Below are 17,045 nucleotides of genomic sequence, written 5' to 3'. Positions count from 1 at the left end.
AAATTGCGGCATTTTCGTTGAAAATGCCGCAATTTGCCGTCAGTCAGCGGAGGTGGGGTGGATGGATGGGGTGCCGAAGGGGGGGCGGCGGAGGGGACCGCGGCGGCGGGGGAGGGCCCGCCCGTTAGTTGTCTTCGCGGACCTCGCCGGTGACGGCGTCGACGTCGAGGTCGGGGAGGTTGTCTTCGTCGAAGTCGACGTTCCACTCGAGCGCGCCGTCGTCGTCATCGAGGTCGACCTCGTCGACCGTGCCCGACTGGTACTCCTGGGCAAGCGCAATGGCCTGCGCGAGCGTCACCTTCACCTCGCCGAGGCGGGCGTTCTCGTCATCGTCATCGTCGCGGTCTTCTTCGGTGATGCGCGCCGTGAGGTCGGCCGACACCTCGACCTCGTACTTCACGCCCTCGAGCACGACGTCGATGTCGTAGCGGTCGCGCGAGTCGTCGTCGAGGTCGAGCGACACGGCGGTCGCGCCCGCGCCGACCTCGGCCTCAGCGGCCTCGATCGCGCCCGAGTAGTCGAGCCCTTCGGCGCTGCCGGTCGACGACTGTGTCTCGGCGGGCTGGGCCTCAGTCGACTGCGTCTCGGCAGCCTGGGTTTCGGCGGCCTGGGTCTCAGCCACCTGCGTCTCGACGGCGCCGCCCTCGGCGGCGGGGTCGGAGCCTCCCGCGGCGCAGGCCGCGAGCGTGCCGAGCAGCACAGGGGTGGCGAGCAGGGTCAGGGCGGTGCGGGTCGTCTTCGTGTTCATGCCTCCAACCGTAGGGAGGCGGCATGGCAGCCGGGTTAGCGCTGTGTGAGAGCGCTGTAATCCTCGTGCCGCGCGAGCCACGCCTGCACGTAGCTGCAGGATGCGATGACGCGCTTCGTGCTCGAGTCGCGCACGTCGTCGAGCGCGAACTTCACGAGCTTCGAGGCGATGCCGCCACCGCGGTGCTCGGGGTCGACGACGGTCGAGTCGAAGTCGAGCGCGTCGGCGGTCTGGGTGTAGTGGGCGGCCCCCGCGAGCTCGCCGTCCTGGTAGTAGGCGTAGCGCTGTGCCTCGGGTTCGTGGGCAATCGTGTCGGTCATGCCGTCACGCTAGACCTCGAACCCGGAGGCGGGCTGGCACTCGCGGCACCGACGCCGCGCGCGCCTACGATGCGGCCGAGTCGCTCTTGCCGAGGTCGCCGCGCTGGTGCAGCTCCTGCAGCGCCGACGCGGTGCGGAACCGCGTGTTCGGCAGCGCGAGCGAGAGCACGAGGGCGGCCGCGACCATGACGAGCGCGAGCCAGTAGCCGAACACGAGCGAGTTGTTGAACGCGTCGATGAACGGGGCGACGAGTCGGTCGTCGGCGCCGATGAGGAAGCTCGTGTCGCCGTTCATCGCCGCCGCGGCCTGCTGCGAGGGACCCTCGAGAAGCTCGACGATGCGGGCATTCGCGGTGTCTGGCGTCTTCCCGTGCTCGGCCAGCGCATCCGCCACCGGGCCGGCGTGCTGCGGCGAGCGAAGCGCCGCCGGAATCGTCTGCGTGAGCGTGCCGAACAGCAGCGAGAACGTTATGCCGGTGCCGAGCGTGCCGCCGATCGAGCGGAAGAACGACGACGCGCTCGTCGCGACGCCCATCTCGCTCGCGTCGACCGAGTTCTGCAGCACGAGCGTGAGCCCCTGCAGGAGCCCGCCGAGGGATGCGCCAAACAGCACCATGGGCAGGTAGAGCTTCCAGAGCGGATCGTTGTAGTGCAGCGTGCCGAGCACGGCGAACGCAACGGTGAGCAGCACGAGGCAGGCGACGACGACCCACTTCGCCCGGTTGAGCCGCGCGTACACGAACCCGATGACCGACGACGTGATGAGCTGCGAGCCGATGAGTGGCAGTTGCGCGAGCCCCGCGTTCGTCGGGCTGAGCTCCATGACGACCTGGATGTAGAGCGGCAGCGTCGTCATGACACTGAACATCGCGAACCCGACGAGCACGCTGAGCAGCACCGAGATCGTGAACGCGCGCGAGGCGAACAGGCGCAGCGGAATGAGGGCGTCGCGGCCCATGTGCCGCTCGACGAACACGAACGCGACGAACGCGACGGCGACGATCGCGTAGCACGAGATCGACGCGACCGACGCCCATCCCCAGTACGCGCCCTGCTCGGCGACGAGGATGAGCGGTACGACGATGAGCGCCACGAGCGTCGCGCCGCCGTAGTCGATGCGGGGCGCCGCGCGCTTGCGGGGGAGGTGCAGAAACCGCGAGACGAGCACGAACGCGATCGAGATGAGCGGCACGTTGATGAGGAACACCCAGCGCCAGCCGGGAATCCAGAGCAGCTCGGTCATGCCGGCGAACAGGCCGCCGATGAGCGGCCCCGCGACCGACGCGACGCCGAACGCCGCCATGAACAGGCCCTGGTACCGGGCGCGCTCCTTCGGCGCGAACATGTCGGCGAGAATCGCGAGCGGCAGCGACATGAGCCCGCCCGCGCCGAGGCCCTGCACGGCGCGGAACGCCGCGAGCTGAATCATGTCTTGCGAGAACGACGACAGCACCGAGCCCGTCGCGAAGATCACGATCGCCGCGAGCATGAGCGGGCGGCGCCCGAGCACGTCCGAGAGCTTGCCGTAGATCGGCGTCGAGACGGTCGACGCGATGAGGAACGCCGTCGTCACCCACGCCTGCAGCGAGAGGCCGCCGAGCTCATCCGCGATCGTGCGCATCGCGGTGCCGACGATCGTCTGGTTGAGCGCCGAGAGGAACATCGACACGACGATGCTCATGAGCACGAGGTGGATGCTCCGCTTGGTGAGGATCTGCGAGGTCGGTGGCTGGTGGGCGGGATTCGTGGTCACACCCCGGCCCTCCTCTCCTCGCGTCATCGACGACGCGCTGCATCCATTAGGTGTGGAATTGTACGCCGCCCGCACGACATTGCGGGCTTTCGCCCGCTCGCACGGTAAATTTGGCGCAGGGAGGCGACATGAGCAACATGACCTGCTCCGTGTGTGGAGCCAGCGTCAATCCGGGGCAGCGGTTCTGCGGTGAGTGCGGCAGCCGAGTGGGCAGCCAGCAGGCGGCGTCGCAGCGAGGCGACGCGGCAGACCGCAACTCGGTAATGCACCGCCCGGGCGGCGGTGCGCCCGACCCGTTCGCGGTCGGTGCGGCCGACGACACGTACGGCGATGGCGACGACGACTTCTTCAGCCAGTACCGGCCGAAGTCGGCGGCCGGAGTCGAGCCCTCGGCCGATGCGGGCGAGCTGCCCACGCGTCGGTCGCGTCGGCGCTTCAACCCGAACGTGTTCTCGACCGGGCCCATCGAAGATGTGCGCCCGTCTGAGACCGGCCAGGTGCCGCCGCTGTTCGCGAACCGGGTCGATGAGTCGACCGCGACCCCCGCGCCCGCGCCGAAGCAGGCCGAGCCGCAGCAGTCGGCCCCGCCCGCGGCACCGTTCAACGAGGCCGGCGAGCCCGTCGAGCCGCGCACCCGGCAGATGTCGCTCGACGAGATTCAGCAGGCGATGTCGAGCGGGCGCGAGGCCCAGCAGCAGGAGTCGCAGGCGCAGCAGGATGAGGCGCAGCGGCAGGCGGATGCGCAGGCCGAGGAAGAGCGTGCGCGCGCCGCGGCGACGTGGCAGATCGACCCCGAGCGCCGCCGTGTTGCCGACGAAGCGACGTTCACGCAGCTCATCGAGGGCCTGCCCGACGACCCGGCCGACCGCCCCATCGAGTCGCCGCGATACGTGCAGGAGGATGCACGGGCCGACGAGGGCGCGGCGCAGCCGCGCTCCGAGTTCGCCCCGCCGCGCGATGAGCAGCCCGAGTTCGCGCCGCTGCCGGAACCCGAGGTCGACGAGGCCGCACGGGCCGAGCAGGAGCGCGCGAACGCCTTCTTCGCGGAGCAGCCGCAGCCGCAGGCCGAGCCTGAGCGCATCGAGCCGGTCGAGGCCGAAGAACCGACCGAGGTCACCGAGCCCGACAACACCGCGATGCCGGCCCTCCCGCCGCTCGCGGCGCAGCAGGCGCCCGAACCGTCCGCACCGCCGCAGCAACCCGAGCCCAGCCAGCAGGCCCAGCCTCGCCAGCAGGCCGAAGACCCCGCCGACCGCGAGCTCACCTTCGACAACCTCATGGGCGAGTTCGACGCGCCCAACCAGCAGGCACGGAACGAACAGGAGTCGCCCGCGTCGCACCGCGACTGGCGCGCATCCGACCGCCGCGCGGCCGAACGCGCCGCAACCGTCGGCGCCGGCGCGAGCGTGCCGCCGCCGCCGAGCTCGGGCCAGGGTGGCTCGGGCCAGACAGGTTCAGGCCAGGGCGGCTCGGGAGGCGACGAGCCGCCGCGCTACTCGGCCGACGAGGTGCAGCGACGCCGCAAGGGCGTCATGACGATCCTGCTCGCGGCCGCCGCCGCGGTCGTGCTCGTGCTCGGCGCGCTCGGCATCAACGCCCTGTTTGGCGGCAACGACGAGGCGCCCGTCGCCGACGGCGAAACGCAGGGGCAGGAGACGACGCCGGCCGAATCGACCGGGGCCCCGAGCATCGGGGGCGACCTCGGTGGCGGCGGCACCGACGAGACCGAGACGGCCGAGCCGACCGTCGAGGCGTTCGACCCCGTCACGTTCCAGTCGGGGTCGGGGAACATCCGCTGCCAGATCACGACCGAAACGGGCGTCGCCTGCCAGCTCACGGCGACCAACTTCGCCGCCCCCGCCGAGATGTGCCAGAACGGCCTCTACTCGGGAGCGTCGGTCGGGGTCACCACCGACGGCGTGACGTATCCGTGCCTCACCGGCGGCTTCGGCGGCGGTCAGGCGCTCGAGTACGACACCCCGATCACGGCCGGCCCGTACACCTGCTCGATCAACTACTCGACCGGTGTCTCGTGCGACAACGGCGACGGCGACGGGTTCTCACTCGAGTACAGCGCCGGCATCAACGTGACGGGCGACGTCGCCGACCCGGCGCAACCCGAGGTGGCGCCGGTCGGCTAGCTCAGCCCACCGGCGCCCACGGCGCTACGCCATCGCGGCGTCGACGATGCGCTTCGCCTCGGCCTGCACCTGGGCGAGGTGGTCGGCGCCCTTGAACGACTCCGCGTAGATCTTGTAGACGTTCTCGGTGCCGCTCGGGCGCGCCGCGAACCAGGCGTTCTCGGTCGTCACCTTGAGGCCACCGATGGCCGCCCCGTTGCCGGGCGCCTCGGTGAGCTTCGCCGTGATCGGCTCGCCCGCGAGCTCGGTCGCGGCCACCGCATCCCCCGAAAGCTGCTTCAGCGTCGCCTTCTGCTCGGGCGTCGCCGGCGCGTCGACGCGCTGGTAGGCCGGGTCGCCGTACTTCGCGGTGAGGTCGCGGTACAGCTGCGACGGGGTGCGGCCCGTGACCGCGATGATCTCGGCCGCGAGCAGCGCGAGCAGAATGCCGTCCTTGTCGGTTGTCCACGTGCTGCCGTCGCGCGTGAGGAACGACGCACCGGCCGACTCTTCGCCACCGAACAGCACCGTGCCGTCGCTGAGGCCCGGCACAAACCACTTGAACCCGACCGGCACCTCGGTGAGGCGGGCGCCGAGGCCGGCCACGACGCGGTCGATCATCGAGCTCGAGACGAGCGTCTTGCCGATCGCGGCGTCGCTCGGCCAGTGCGGGCGGTGGCCCACGAGGTACTCGATCGCCACCGCGAGGTAGTGGTTCGGGTTCATGAGCCCGTGGTCGGGCGTCACGATGCCATGGCGGTCGGCATCGGCGTCATTGCCCGTGAGCACGTCGTAGTCGTCACGGTGCGCGAGCACCGACGCCATCGCACTCGGCGACGACGGATCCATGCGAATCTTGCCGTCCCAGTCGAGCGTCATGAACGGCCAGCGCGGGTCGACGTTCGGGTTCACCACCGTGAGGTCGATGCCGTACGTCTCGGCGATCGCCTGCCAGTACTCGACGCTCGAGCCGCCGAGCGGGTCAGCGCCGATGCGCACGCCCGAGCGCTGGATCGCCTCGAAGTCGATCACCTTCGCGAGGTCGTTCACGTACTCGGTGCGGAAGTCGTAGCGGCCGATCTTGCCGTCAGAGTTCACGCGCTGCACGCCCGCGTTGCCCTGCGCGATGAGCTCGTTCGCGCGGTCTTCGATCCACTTCGTCGCGTCGGTGTCGGCCGGGCCGCCGTGCGGCGGGTTGTACTTGAAGCCGCCGTCCTGCGGAGGGTTGTGGCTCGGCGTGATGATGATGCCGTCGGCGAGCGCGTCGGCGTGCGCCGGGTCGGCGTTGTACGCGACGATCGCGCGCGACAGCGCCGGCGTCGGCACCCACGAGTCGTTCGAGTCGGCGAGCACCGCCACCTCGTTCGCCGCGAGCACGTCGAGCGCCGTCTCCTCAGCGGGGCGGCTCAGCGCGTGCGTGTCGCGCCCGATGAACAGCGGGCCGGTGATGCCCTGTCCCGCGCGGTACTCGACGATCGCCTGCGTGATCGCGAGAATGTGCGTCTCATTAAACGCATTGTTCAGGCTCGAACCGCGGTGGCCCGACGTGCCGAACGCGACGCGCTGCGCCGCATCCGAAATGTCGGGAACCCCGCGATAGTAGGCGCCGATGAGGTCGTCGACGTCGATGAGGTCTTCGGGGAGGGCTACTGTGCCTGCGCGCTCATGCATGTTGCTATCTTGGCAGGCCTCGACGGCGATCGCGTGAAAAATTCGCGCGCGGCACGCGAACCAGGCGCGAGGCAATAGGCTCGTGGCATGAGCGATGCCGAGACGATTTCGTACCTGGGGCCCGCGGGCACCTTCACCGAGATGGCACTCCGCCTCGCCCCCGAGGCCGCCGGCAAGACCTGGAAGCCCGTGTCGAACGTGCTCGAGGCACTCATGGATGTGCAGACCGGCACGTCGGTCGCGGCGATGATCGCCGTCGAGAACTCGATCGAGGGCGGCGTGACCGCCTCGCAGGATGCGCTCGCGACGATCGACGGGCTCCGCATCGCCGGCGAGTACGTCGTGCCCGTGCGCTTCGCCCTCGCCGTGCGGCAGGGCACGAAGCTGGAGGAAGTGCGGAACGTTGCCGCGCATCCGGTCGCCTACGGCCAGTGCCGACGCTGGCTGCACCGCGTGCTGCCCGGCCACGGCCACGTCGCGGCCGCGAGCAACATCGCGAGCGCCGAGATCATGCTCGATCGCCCCGACCTTGTCGATGCCGCGATCACGCCCGTGAACATCGAGGAGCGGTTCGACCTCGAGGTGCTCGCACAGGACATCCAAGACAACGACTCGGCGCGCACCCGCTTCGCGCTCGTCACGACCCGCACCGACGTGCCGCCGCGCACCGGCCGAGACAAGACCTCGGTCATCGTCGAGCTACCCGAAGAGCGCCCGGGCGGGCTCATGACGATGCTCGAGCAGTTCGCGACCCGCGGCATCAACCTCTCGATGATCACGTCGCGGCCGATCCCCGAGCAGCCGGGGCGCTACCGCTTCGTCGTCGATCTCGACGGCCACCTGCACGACGCCCGCGTCGAGGATGCGCTGCTCGGCCTGCGCCGCTACAGCCCGTCGGTGAAGTTCCTCGGGTCGTACCCGCGCGCATCCGCGTCGCCCGTCGCCGAAGACCCCGCCGCGAGCGACGAAAACTACGCCGCCGCGCGTTCCTGGCTCGACTCGCTCGAGCGCTAAGTTGCGGCGCGGTGCCGAGTGGCGCCGACAGCGACAACTGGCGCGGTGGTAACGGCGCCACTTGTCGCTGGCAGTGCCGATTGTCGTTGCGGGCGCCCGCGCCGGCGCAGCCCTACGCCGCGCCGGTCGCCGGAACGCGCGCGACGAGCGCGCCCGGGAGCGTGTGCGCCCGCAGCGCGACGATCTTGCCGGCGGTGTCGCCGTCGAGCTCGAAGTCTTGCGGCGCCGAGTCGATGCGCAGACGAATCTCCTTCGCCTGGAAGTAGTTGAGCGCGTGGAGGCCGTGCGGCCGCACACCGGGAAGGTTGCGGGCGACGACACCGGCCGCGACCATCGCCCAGCCGAGGGGCCCTCGCGGCCGCATGATCACCATGTCGATGAGACCGTCGGCGATGTCGGCATCGGGCAGCAGGTTGAGGCCGCCGGGGAGGCTCCCCGAGTTGCCGATCATGATGCTCGACGCGCGGGTGCCCCACGTGCGCCCGCCCGCGAGCTTGTAGCGCGCGCTGAAGGCGCCCGAGCCGAGCAGCCACTTCGCGATGCCGCCGCCGTAGGCGAGCCAGCCGATCTTCGCCTTGAGGTCTTCGTCGGTGTGCTCGATCATGCCGGCATCGATGCCGAGCCCTGCGATCACGCCGAACCGCAGCCGCTCGCGCGAGCCGTCGGGGCGGTCGACCTCGACTTCGCCGAGGTCGATGCGCCGGTCGCGGCCGCCGAACGCGACCTCGAGCGCATCCTCAACCTCAAACACTCGGATGCGGTTGTCGGCGAGCCCGAGGTTGCGCGCGAGCAGGTTGCCGGTGCCGGCGGGGATGATGCCGAGCGGCACGTCGGTGCCCGCGAGCGTGTCGGCGACGAGCCGCACGGTGCCGTCGCCACCTGCGGCGACGATGAGTGCGAACCCCTCGTCGAGCGCCTCTTGCGCCTGTTCGGCGCCGGGCGACTCCGCCGTGGTTTCGAACACGCGGGTCTCGCCGTAGCCGTGCGCCTTCTCGAGTGCGGGTAGCAGCTGCCGAAGCTGGGGAATGTCGATCTTCACGGGATTCGCGATGATCGCGGCGCGGGGCATGCTCATACCTGTAAGCCTAGGCGGCGCGCGTATCCCGAGGTCGATAGCATGGCAGCGTGATCGATGTTCAGCTTCTGAGAGACACCCCCGATGTGGTCAAGCGTTCGCAGCGGGCGCGCGGTAATGACCCGGCGACGGTCGACGCGGCGCTCGCGGCCGACTCGGCCCGCCGCGAGGCACTGCAGCGCTACGAGACGCTGCGGGCCGAGCAGAACTCGCGCTCGAAGGAGATCGGCAAGGCATCGAAGGATGACCGCCCAGCGCTGCTCGCCGCGGTGCAGGAACTCTCGGCCCAGGTGAAGGATGCGCAGGCTCGCGCGAACGAGGCCGACGCGGCATTCGACGAGGCCGTGTCGAAGATCGAGAACGTTGTGCTCGACGACGTGCCGGCGGGTGGCGAAGACGACTTCACGGTGCTGCGCACCGAGGGCGTGAAGCCCGAGTTCGACTTCACCCCGCGCGACCACCTCGAGCTCGGCGAGCTGCTCGGCGCGATCGACATGCCGCGCGGCGCGAAGGTGTCGGGCGCGCGGTTTAGCTACCTGCGCGGCATCGGCGCCCGGCTCGAGCTCGCGGTCATGCAGCTCGGCCTGAACAAGGCGCTCGAGAACGGTTTCACGATGGTGACGCCGCCGACGCTCGTGAAGCCCGAGATCATGCGCGGCACGGGGTTCCTTGGCGAGCACGCCGACGAGATCTATTACCTTCCGGCCGACGACCTCTATCTCACGGGCACGAGCGAGGTCGCGCTCGCGGGCTATCACGCCGACGAGATCATCGACGTCGACGAGCCGCTGCGCTACGTCGGCTGGTCGACCTGCTACCGCCGCGAGGCGGGCTCGGCGGGCAAGGATACGCGGGGCATTATTCGCGTCCACCAGTTCAACAAGGCCGAGATGTTCGTGTTCACGCGCCCCGAAGAGGCGCAGGCGGAGCACGAGCGGATGCTCGGCTGGCAGGAAGAGATGATGCGCGCGCTCGGCCTCCACTACCGCGTGATCGACACCGCGGCGGGCGACCTCGGCTCGTCGGCCGCGCGCAAGTACGACGTTGAGGCGTGGGTGCCGACGCAGGATGCGTACCGCGAGCTCACGTCGACCTCGAACTGCACGACGTACCAGGCGCGCCGCCTCAGCATCCGCGCGCGGGGCGAGGATGGCAAGACGCGCCCGGTCGCGACGCTGAACGGCACGATCGCGACGACGCGTTGGCTCGTCGCGATTCTCGAGACGCACCAGCGGGCGGATGGCTCGGTGACGGTTCCCGAGGCGCTGCGGCCGTACCTCGGCGGGCTCGAGGTGTTGGAGCCGATCGCATGACCGATCGCCTCCTCGTCGCCCTCGACATCGACGGCACGATTCTCGACGTCGATGGCGAGATTCCGCAGTCGACCCGCGACGAGGTCGCGCGTCTGCGGGAGCAGGGCCACGAGGTGATGCTCGCGACGGGGCGCTCGGCGGCCGACATGCTGCCGGTGCGCGAGCGGCTCGGTCTCGACTCGCGGTACCTCGTCTCGGCGAACGGCGCGATGGTGCTCGCCCGTGACGAGGAGGCGACGCCGCCGACGAACGCCGACTACTCGCCCAAGTGGATCGAAACGTTCGACCCGACCGATGCGCTCATCCGCCTCCGCCCCGTGCTGCAGAACGCGCGGTTCGCGGTCGAGGGGCCCGACGGGGTCTACCGCTACTCGGGGAGTTTTCCCGACGGCAGCTTCGAGGCGCAGGGCCGCGAGGTGCGGTTCGAAGACCTGCTCGGGGAGCCCGTCACGCGCCTCGTCGTCGTCTCGCCCGACCACTCGGTCGAGGAGTTCGTCGCGCAGGTGCGCGGGTCGGGGCTGCACCAGGTGACGTACTCGGTCGGCTGGTCGGCGTGGCTCGACATCGCGCCCGAGGGCGTGAATAAGGCGACGGCACTCGAGAAGGTGCGCGCTTCGCTGGGTATCGCCCGTGAGAATGTCGTCGTCGCGGGCGACGGGTTCAACGACATTCAGATGCTCGAGTGGGCGCGCGATGGTGGGGGACGCAGCTTCGCGATGGGCAACGCCCCGCAGCAGGTGATTGACGCGTCGAGCGACCTCACAAGCGACTTTTACCATGACGGACTCGCGAAGGCGCTCGCGAAGGTCGGCTACGATATTTCGCAGCCCGGCTGATTCGTTATCGAATCGTTGCCGGCAAGGAGGGCTGTCCGAGCGGCCTAAGGAGCTGGTCTTGAAAACCAGTGGGCAGCAATGTCCCGTGGGTTCGAATCCCACGCCCTCCGCGCAATCCCACCCCGCCACCTTGGAGTCCGTGCTTGCCTAACCACTCAACGCACCGCACTATTGCGCCCAGCGGGACGCAAGCGCGGCACGGCCGACTCGCCGTCACCACGTCGTGGGGATCGGTCGGTAAGGGTATTGGCATGGCCGCCGTCGTGCTGCTCGTCTCGATGCTCACGTTCGGCACGATCGTGTACTGGAACCTGCTCGGCAACGTGAGCACGTTCGAGCTCGAAGACAACTCCGACCCCGAGCTCGACACGTTCGAGGGCGGCGTGAACATCCTCATCGTCGGCAGTGATACGCGTGTCGGCCAGGGCGAGGAGTTCGGCGAGGGCACGGCCGAGGCAGAGGGCACGCTCAACGACGTGAACATGCTCTTCCACCTCTCGGAGGATCACTCGCACGCGTCACTCGTGTCGATTCCGCGCGACACGATCGTGGATACGCCGCAGTGCACGAACGACGAGGGCCAGCAGGTCTCGGAGGGCTACGGCGTCATGATGAACTCGATTCTCGAAGACGGCGGCATGGGCTGCATCGTCTCGACGGTCGAGGAGATGAGCGGGCTCGACATTCAGTTCGCGGCGATGATCACGTTCCGTGGCGTCATCGAGATGTCGAACGCGGTCGGCGGCGTCGACGTGTGCGTCGAGCAACCCATCGAAGACTCCTACGTCGGGCTCAGCCTCGACGCCGGCACCCACTCGCTGCAGGGGGAGGATGCGCTGAAGTTCCTCCGTACCCGGCACGGCGTCGGCGATGGTTCCGACCTTTCGCGCATCACGAACCAGCAGGTGTTCCTCTCGGCGCTGTTCCGCACCGTGAAGAGCAACGAGACGCTGACGAACCCGACGAAGCTCTACGGCATTGCGCGCGCGGCGACGCAGAACATGACGCTCTCGAGCAACATGAACAGCGTCGACACCCTCGTGAGCCTCGCGACCGCGCTCGCGAGCGTGCCGAACGAGGCGATGGGCTTCGTGCGGCTCCCCGTCGCCGACTCGACCTGGTCTCCGGGACGCGTCGAGCCGACCGCCGACGCCGACGTCATGTGGCAGCTGCTGCAAGACGACCAACCGCTCATCCAAGCGGCCGACCCGGATGCGGCCGACGGCGGCTCCGGAGCGACCGACGACTCCGGCACGACGTCGCCCGACGCGACGACGCCCGGCGCAACCGACGATGGCTCAGGCGCGACCGATGATGGCACCGGTGCGACCGACGACGGCACCGGGTCAACGGATGCGCCCGTCACGACCCCGACCTTCGACGGGCAGACCGCCGACCAGCAGACCTGCTCGAACACCGACACACTGTTCTAGCGGTGCCTCATGCCGGTTCTGGCGGGGCCTCGCTGATCGTGTATCCTTGGTCAGTCTGGACACGTCGCATAGTCAGGCCGAGTGCACCACCCTGCTAAGGTGGAGTCCCTCAATAGGGGGACCGAGGGTTCAAATCCCTCCGTGTCCGCGTATGGCGCCCCTCCGGGGCGCCTGACGTTTTCCCTGGTGGAGTGGACTTTTGCAACGCAACGCTGGCGCGTCGCGGGGTTCAAATCCCTCCGTGTCCGCGTGCCGCGGCCATGCCCGCACCGCGCGCATCCGCCCTAGGCATCCGCACCACCTCCGCTGACTGACGGCAATTCGCAACGATTCCGTTGAAATTGCCGCAAATTGCCGTCAGTTGGCGTGGATGGTGGCCGGGTGTCGCTGCCGAAACCACTAGTGCCCGGCCGTCGGGTCGGCGAAGGCGAGGGATGCGGCGATCGCGAGCATCGTCGCGGCGATCACGAGGTCGAGCACGCGCCACGCGCTCGGCTTGCGGAAGATCGGTCGCAGCCAGCGCGCCCCGTACCCGAGCGCAAAGAACCACACGAGGCTCGCTGACGCGGCGCCGAGCCCGAATATCCACCGGTCGGCGTGGTACGAGTTCGCGACCGACCCCATGAGCACCACCGTGTCGAGGTAGACGTGCGGGTTGAGCCAGGTGATGGCGGCGATTGCGAGCATCGTCGAGCGCAGCGAGGGTGCGGATGCGCCAGCATCGTCGGGAATCAGCGCCTCGGGCTTCATCGCGCGCCGCACCGCGAAGAGCGCGTACGCCACGAGGAACGCGACGCCCGCCCAGCGCACGACCGACATGAGCCACGGCACGAGCTCGAGCAGCTGTCCGAGCCCGAAGATGCCCGCCGAGATCAGCGTCGCGTCGGACACCGCGCAGAACAGCACGATTGGCAGCACGTGTTCGCGGCGAATGCCCTGCCGCAGCACGAACGCGTTCTGCACGCCGATCGCGATGATGAGCGAGAGACTGAAGCCGAAGCCGGCGAGCGCGACGCCGAACGATCCCTGATTCATGAGCACGCACTTCAGCCTAAAAACGCCCGCGCCTAAGTCATAATCAGAATTCTTTCGTAGCCTTAGCAGCACTTATGGAACTCGATCCCGCCCGCCTCCAGGCCCTCGCCGCCGTCGTCGACCTCGGCTCGTTTGATGCGGCCGCCGAGCGCCTCCACGTCACAGCGTCGGCCGTGAGTCAGCGCATCCGCGCCCTCGAGCAGGCCGCCGGCCGCGTACTGCTCGTGCGGGCGAGGCCCGTGCGCCCCACCGAGCACGGGCTCACGCTGCTGCGGCTCGCGCGGCAGCTCGCGACGCTCGTCGATGACGCCGAGGCCGAGCTGCGCGACGAGGGCGGCGCATCCCTCCCCATCGCGGTGAACTCCGACTCGCTCGTCACGTGGGTGCTCCCGGCGCTCGGGCCGCTCGCGCCCGACGTGCGCTTCGACTTTCACCGCGGCGATCAGTCGCAGACCGTCGAGCTGCTGCGGGCGGGAACGGTCATCGCGGCGATCAGCTCTGACTCGACCCCGGTGCAGGGCTGCACGCTGCGCCCGCTCGGCGCGATGCGGTACCTGCCGGTCGCGTCGCCCGACTTCGCCGCGCACTGGTTCGCCAAGGACCCGGTCGCGGCACTCGCGGAGGCGCCACTCGTGCAGTACGACGAAGACGACGGGCTCCAGCACGACCTGCTGCGCCGACTCGGAATCGACGCGCGCCCGCCCCGGCATCGCGTGCCGGGGTCGGGGGAGTTCGTCGTCGCGGTCGAGCAGGGATACGGCTGGGGCATGGTGCCCGAGCTGCAGCTCAGCGGCGGGGTCGCGCCGTTCCTCGACACCGCGATCGACGTGCCGCTCTACTGGCACAGCTGGGCGCTCGGCACGCGGGCGCTCGAGCGCGCCTCCGAGGCGCTGTTCGAGGCGGCCGCTCGGCACCTCTATCTCACGCCGACGCCCGGGGCTTCGCCGGCAGCGTGAACAGCGCGATCAGCAGGCCGAGGGCGAACAGCCCCGCGACCGACCAGACGAGCGCATCCCAGCCCCAGTGCTGAAACACGAACCCGCCGGCGAACCCGAACACGCTCGACCCCACGTAGTAGAGAAAGTTATAGAGCGCCGTCGACTGCGCGCGCCCCTGCTTCGGCCAGGCCCCGGCCCAGCCCGACGCGGTCGAGTGTGAGCCGAAGAACGTCGCGGTCATGAGCACGAGGCCGCCGATGATCGCGACGAGGTGGGGGATGAGCATGAGCAGCAGCGACGCGATCGCGAGCACGTCGCACACCACCATGACGCGCTTGCGGCCGTACTTGCCCGCGAGGCGCCCGGCGATCGGCGACGACACCGAGCCCGCGAGGTAGGCGACGAACACGAGCGACGTGAGCCACACGGGGAGCAGGTAGGGCGGGGCGCTGAGCGTGAACCCGAGGTAGTTGTAGATCGCGACGAACCCGCCCATGAGCAGGAACGGCTGCACGAAGATCGCGAGCAGCACGGGGTCGTGCAGGTGCCGCCATGAGTTGCGCGTGGTCGTCACGATTGACTCGCGGATGCTCGCCTCGCGGCCGATCGGCAGGAACCCGCTCGGTCGCGGCGCGAGCACGATGAACAGCACGGATGCGATGGCTGAGATGATCGCGACCGTGAGGACGCCGAGCTGCCACGAGCCGGTGACCTCGGTGAGTGGGCCCGAGACGATGCGGCCCGTGAGGCCACCGATCGTGTTCCCCGCGATAAACGTGCCGACGGCGGCCGCTGAGTCGGCCTTGTGCACTTCTTCGTTGAGGTACGCCATCGCGACCGCTGGCACGCCGCCGAGCGCGCATCCCTCGAAGAACCGCACGAGAATTGCGAGCTCGAACGTCGGCATCGCGAGCGTGACGAACGCGAGCACGGTCGCCGCGACGATCGCGATCGACATCGCGCGCTTGCGGCCGATGCGGTCGGCGACGAGCGACCACGGAATCACCGCCGCCGCGAGCCCGAGCGTTCCCGCCGAGATCATGAGCGACGAGGATGCGGTGCTCACGCCGAACGACGTCGCGATCTGCGGAAGCACGGCCTGCGGCGCGTAGAGCTGTGCGAACGTGGCGACGCCGGCGATGAACATCGCGAGCTGAATCAGCGTGTATCCGCCGCTGCCGCGCCGGTGACCGATCCACGTCGAGCCCGTCGCTGAGAACCCGGCAGATGTTGTCACGCCCTCAAAGTTACCCCTCGGCGAGGGCGTGCCGTGCTGAGTTGAACGGCGCGCGATCTTGAGCTAAGCTAGCTCAGTCGCCACGGCGACGTGCGCCTGTAGCTCAATGGATAGAGCATCTGACTACGGATCAGAAGGTTGGGGGTTCGAGTCCCTCCAGGCGCGCAGATCCCTTCGGGATCAATTTTCTGTGTGGAGACAGAACTGAACGGCCCGCTCCGGCGGGTCGTTTCTGGTTTTCCTGCGGCGCGTAGAATTCGGGGTACCTGTCAGCGTTGTCGGGAGGTTGGCAATGTCGAAGTCCACGATCAAGCTCAAGCGCATCTACGACGACCCCGCGAAGGCCGACGGCTACCGCGTGCTCGTCGACCGGCTCTGGCCGCGGGGTGAGAAGAAGGCCGACGCGAAGCTCGACGAATGGCTGAAAGACGTCGCCCCGAGCCCCGACCTCCGCACCTGGTGGAACCACGACCCCGACCGCCTCGACGAGTTTGCCGAGCGCTACCGGGCCGAGCTCGACGACAACGACGCGGTCGACCAACTCCGCGAGATCGTCGATGAGCATCCGACCACCACGCTGCTCTACGCCGCGCGCGACGAGAAGATCAACCATGCCGTCGTGCTGCGCGACTACCTCAAGGGCGACTGATGCCCGACCGCTCGCTTCCCGACTCTGACGAGACCATCGGCGGCGACCCCGTCTGCTGGGCACACCTGCTGTGCCTCGACTGCGGCGCGATGCTGCAGAACCGTCGCGACGCCTGCTGGCGCTGCGGCAAGTCGCCCGAGCAGGTGCCCGTCGAAACGCACGACGAGCGCGAGTGAACGTCAGCCGTCTAATTAGTGGCGCTCGCAACGACAACTGGCGCCGTCCTGACGGCGCCAATTGTCGTTAGCGGCGCCAGTGGCGCGCTGAGTGACTCCAACACCAGCGACACAGCAAGACCACGGCGAGAGCGGATACGCGCCTCAGCAGGTCGCAAACACGGCGCAGGTGCTGGTCGCGGTCGCGAGCAGGCGGCCGTCGGCATCCCGCAGGTCGGCCTCGGCGAATGCGGCGCGCGAGCCCGACTTCGTGACCCAGCCGTGCACGACGACCTCGCCGGTCTCGGCGGTGATCGTGCGCAGGTAGTTCACCTTGATCTCGAGGGTCGTGTAGGCCTGGCCCGGCCGGAGTGACGTGTGCACCGCGCAGCCGCATGCCGAGTCGAGCAGCGTCGCCGCGAAGCCGCCGTGCACGGTGCCGATCGGGTTGTAGTGCGAGGCGTCGGGCACGCCGCCGAACTCAACATCGCCCTCGGAATACGAGCGGATGCGCATACCGAAGTGCTGCGCGATCGGCGCGAAGTCGTCGCCCTTGCGGGAGAGGTGTTCGACCTGCTCGAGCCCGGTCATCTCGGAAAATTCGGTCATCGGAGTCTCCTGATCGCGTCAAGCCTGGGCTGCGTCGTTGCTGAGCCGTGTCATCACACGCTGCCAGGGTACCGAACCCGCCCGATGAACCGAGCAAACACCCCTTGCGCCTCTCTCTTACGGATGTAAACTAGTGCGA

General features: G+C 69.1%; 16 protein-coding genes and 3 tRNA genes. 11 read left to right on the top strand and 8 right to left on the bottom strand.

The features are described from left to right. Window positions 1–124 precede the first annotated feature (124 nt). The 3 genes from G328_RS0105420 to G328_RS14350 form a co-directional block, all read right to left on the bottom strand. Window positions 125–748, bottom strand: coding sequence for a PepSY domain-containing protein (locus tag G328_RS0105420; protein WP_019618326.1), 624 nt, complete (start codon window positions 746–748; stop codon window positions 125–127). A 35-nt stretch (window positions 749–783) separates the two neighbouring features. Beyond that, the gene (locus G328_RS0105415; RefSeq protein WP_019618325.1) at window positions 784–1,068 is read right to left on the bottom strand and encodes a GNAT family N-acetyltransferase; all 285 of its coding nucleotides are present in this window, start codon (window positions 1,066–1,068) and stop codon (window positions 784–786) included. 64 nt (window positions 1,069–1,132) lie between these two features. Beyond that, window positions 1,133–2,821: an MDR family MFS transporter gene (locus G328_RS14350; protein WP_019618324.1), complete on the bottom strand. Its 1,689-nt coding sequence runs from the start codon at window positions 2,819–2,821 to the stop codon at window positions 1,133–1,135. A gap of 128 nt (window positions 2,822–2,949) precedes the next feature. Here G328_RS14350 and G328_RS0105405 point away from each other — a divergent pair, with 128 nt between their 5' ends. Next, complete coding sequence (locus G328_RS0105405; RefSeq protein WP_154651523.1) at window positions 2,950–4,962, top strand: zinc ribbon domain-containing protein; 2,013 nt, start codon at window positions 2,950–2,952, stop codon at window positions 4,960–4,962. A 24-nt stretch (window positions 4,963–4,986) separates the two neighbouring features. Here the strand turns inward: G328_RS0105405 and pgm are convergent, their stop codons facing one another. Then, window positions 4,987–6,612 (bottom strand): phosphoglucomutase (alpha-D-glucose-1,6-bisphosphate-dependent), encoded by a 1,626-nt coding sequence (pgm, locus tag G328_RS0105400; protein ID WP_026339673.1) that lies wholly within the window; start codon window positions 6,610–6,612, stop codon window positions 4,987–4,989. Between the two features lie 87 nt (window positions 6,613–6,699). On the opposite strand from pgm, the gene pheA reads away from it, so the two are divergent. Beyond that, window positions 6,700–7,626, top strand: a complete 927-nt coding sequence (gene pheA / locus G328_RS0105395; protein WP_019618322.1) for a prephenate dehydratase — start codon at window positions 6,700–6,702, stop codon at window positions 7,624–7,626. 112 nt (window positions 7,627–7,738) lie between these two features. On the opposite strand, the gene G328_RS0105390 is transcribed toward pheA, so the two are convergent. After that, window positions 7,739–8,701, bottom strand: coding sequence for a diacylglycerol/lipid kinase family protein (locus G328_RS0105390; RefSeq protein WP_019618321.1), 963 nt, complete (start codon window positions 8,699–8,701; stop codon window positions 7,739–7,741). 50 nt (window positions 8,702–8,751) lie between these two features. On the opposite strand from G328_RS0105390, the gene serS reads away from it, so the two are divergent. The 5 genes from serS to G328_RS0105365 all read left to right on the top strand — a co-directional run bounded on the left by serS (window position 8,752) and on the right by G328_RS0105365 (window position 12,431). Further along, on the top strand, window positions 8,752–10,014 hold the full coding sequence (gene serS, locus G328_RS0105385; RefSeq protein WP_026339671.1) for a serine--tRNA ligase: 1,263 nt from the start codon (window positions 8,752–8,754) through the stop codon (window positions 10,012–10,014). Next, complete coding sequence (locus G328_RS0105380) at window positions 10,011–10,850, top strand: HAD family hydrolase (protein ID WP_019618319.1); 840 nt, start codon at window positions 10,011–10,013, stop codon at window positions 10,848–10,850. The genes serS and G328_RS0105380 overlap by 4 nt, the downstream gene beginning before the upstream one ends. Window positions 10,851–10,875: 25 nt before the next feature. Further along, window positions 10,876–10,960 (top strand) — tRNA-Ser (locus tag G328_RS0105375). Between the two features lie 141 nt (window positions 10,961–11,101). Continuing rightward, window positions 11,102–12,283 (top strand): LCP family protein, encoded by a 1,182-nt coding sequence (locus G328_RS0105370; RefSeq protein WP_019618318.1) that lies wholly within the window; start codon window positions 11,102–11,104, stop codon window positions 12,281–12,283. 57 nt (window positions 12,284–12,340) lie between these two features. Then, window positions 12,341–12,431: transfer RNA gene (locus G328_RS0105365), tRNA-Ser, on the top strand. 251 nt (window positions 12,432–12,682) lie between these two features. On the opposite strand, the gene G328_RS0105360 is transcribed toward G328_RS0105365, so the two are convergent. After that, window positions 12,683–13,318, bottom strand: a complete 636-nt coding sequence (locus G328_RS0105360; RefSeq protein ID WP_040904947.1) for a LysE/ArgO family amino acid transporter — start codon at window positions 13,316–13,318, stop codon at window positions 12,683–12,685. Between the two features lie 74 nt (window positions 13,319–13,392). Here G328_RS0105360 and G328_RS0105355 point away from each other — a divergent pair, with 74 nt between their 5' ends. Then, a complete protein-coding gene (locus tag G328_RS0105355; protein WP_019618316.1) occupies window positions 13,393–14,274 on the top strand; it encodes a LysR family transcriptional regulator ArgP in 882 nt (293 codons plus the stop codon). Here the strand turns inward: G328_RS0105355 and G328_RS0105350 are convergent. After that, entirely contained in the window at window positions 14,240–15,493 is a 1,254-nt protein-coding gene (locus tag G328_RS0105350; RefSeq protein ID WP_019618315.1) for an MFS transporter, read from the bottom strand. The two genes, G328_RS0105355 and G328_RS0105350, sit on opposite strands and share 35 nt — an antisense overlap. A gap of 92 nt (window positions 15,494–15,585) precedes the next feature. Between G328_RS0105350 and G328_RS0105345 the strand changes: the two genes are divergently transcribed. The 3 genes from G328_RS0105345 to G328_RS16460 all read left to right on the top strand — a co-directional run bounded on the left by G328_RS0105345 (window position 15,586) and on the right by G328_RS16460 (window position 16,318). Continuing rightward, window positions 15,586–15,658 (top strand) — tRNA-Arg (locus G328_RS0105345). Window positions 15,659–15,785: 127 nt separating this feature from the next. After that, window positions 15,786–16,142: a DUF488 domain-containing protein gene (locus tag G328_RS0105340; RefSeq protein WP_019618314.1), complete on the top strand. Its 357-nt coding sequence runs from the start codon at window positions 15,786–15,788 to the stop codon at window positions 16,140–16,142. Beyond that, on the top strand, window positions 16,142–16,318 hold the full coding sequence (locus tag G328_RS16460; protein ID WP_019618313.1) for a hypothetical protein: 177 nt from the start codon (window positions 16,142–16,144) through the stop codon (window positions 16,316–16,318). The genes G328_RS0105340 and G328_RS16460 overlap by 1 nt, the downstream gene beginning before the upstream one ends. Before the next feature lie 144 nt (window positions 16,319–16,462). Here the strand turns inward: G328_RS16460 and G328_RS0105330 are convergent, their stop codons facing one another. After that, window positions 16,463–16,906: a PaaI family thioesterase gene (locus G328_RS0105330; protein ID WP_019618312.1), complete on the bottom strand. Its 444-nt coding sequence runs from the start codon at window positions 16,904–16,906 to the stop codon at window positions 16,463–16,465. Window positions 16,907–17,045: the final 139 nt, after the last annotated feature.

It is taken from the genome of [Zimmermannella] faecalis ATCC 13722, from assembly GCF_000381765.1.
Lineage (GTDB): Bacteria > Actinomycetota > Actinomycetes > Actinomycetales > Microbacteriaceae > Gulosibacter > Gulosibacter faecalis.
This window is presented reverse-complemented; position numbering and strand designations above follow the sequence as displayed.

Excerpts from the sequence above, each read along its gene's own strand:
- G328_RS0105420 (WP_019618326.1), bottom strand. The coding sequence starts at position 748 with ATGAACACGAAGACGACCCGCACCGCCCTGACCCTGCTCGCCACCCCT.
- G328_RS0105415 (WP_019618325.1), bottom strand. The coding sequence starts at position 1,068 with ATGACCGACACGATTGCCCACGAACCCGAGGCACAGCGCTACGCCTAC.
- G328_RS0105405 (WP_154651523.1), top strand. The coding sequence starts at position 2,950 with ATGAGCAACATGACCTGCTCCGTGTGTGGAGCCAGCGTCAATCCGGGG.
- pgm (WP_026339673.1), bottom strand. The coding sequence starts at position 6,612 with ATGCATGAGCGCGCAGGCACAGTAGCCCTCCCCGAAGACCTCATCGAC.
- pheA (WP_019618322.1), top strand. The coding sequence starts at position 6,700 with ATGAGCGATGCCGAGACGATTTCGTACCTGGGGCCCGCGGGCACCTTC.
- G328_RS0105390 (WP_019618321.1), bottom strand. The coding sequence starts at position 8,701 with ATGAGCATGCCCCGCGCCGCGATCATCGCGAATCCCGTGAAGATCGAC.
- G328_RS0105380 (WP_019618319.1), top strand. The coding sequence starts at position 10,011 with ATGACCGATCGCCTCCTCGTCGCCCTCGACATCGACGGCACGATTCTC.
- G328_RS0105370 (WP_019618318.1), top strand. The coding sequence starts at position 11,102 with ATGGCCGCCGTCGTGCTGCTCGTCTCGATGCTCACGTTCGGCACGATC.
- G328_RS0105360 (WP_040904947.1), bottom strand. The coding sequence starts at position 13,318 with ATGAATCAGGGATCGTTCGGCGTCGCGCTCGCCGGCTTCGGCTTCAGT.
- G328_RS0105355 (WP_019618316.1), top strand. The coding sequence starts at position 13,393 with ATGGAACTCGATCCCGCCCGCCTCCAGGCCCTCGCCGCCGTCGTCGAC.
- G328_RS0105340 (WP_019618314.1), top strand. The coding sequence starts at position 15,786 with ATGTCGAAGTCCACGATCAAGCTCAAGCGCATCTACGACGACCCCGCG.
- G328_RS16460 (WP_019618313.1), top strand. The coding sequence starts at position 16,142 with ATGCCCGACCGCTCGCTTCCCGACTCTGACGAGACCATCGGCGGCGAC.
- G328_RS0105330 (WP_019618312.1), bottom strand. The coding sequence starts at position 16,906 with ATGACCGAATTTTCCGAGATGACCGGGCTCGAGCAGGTCGAACACCTC.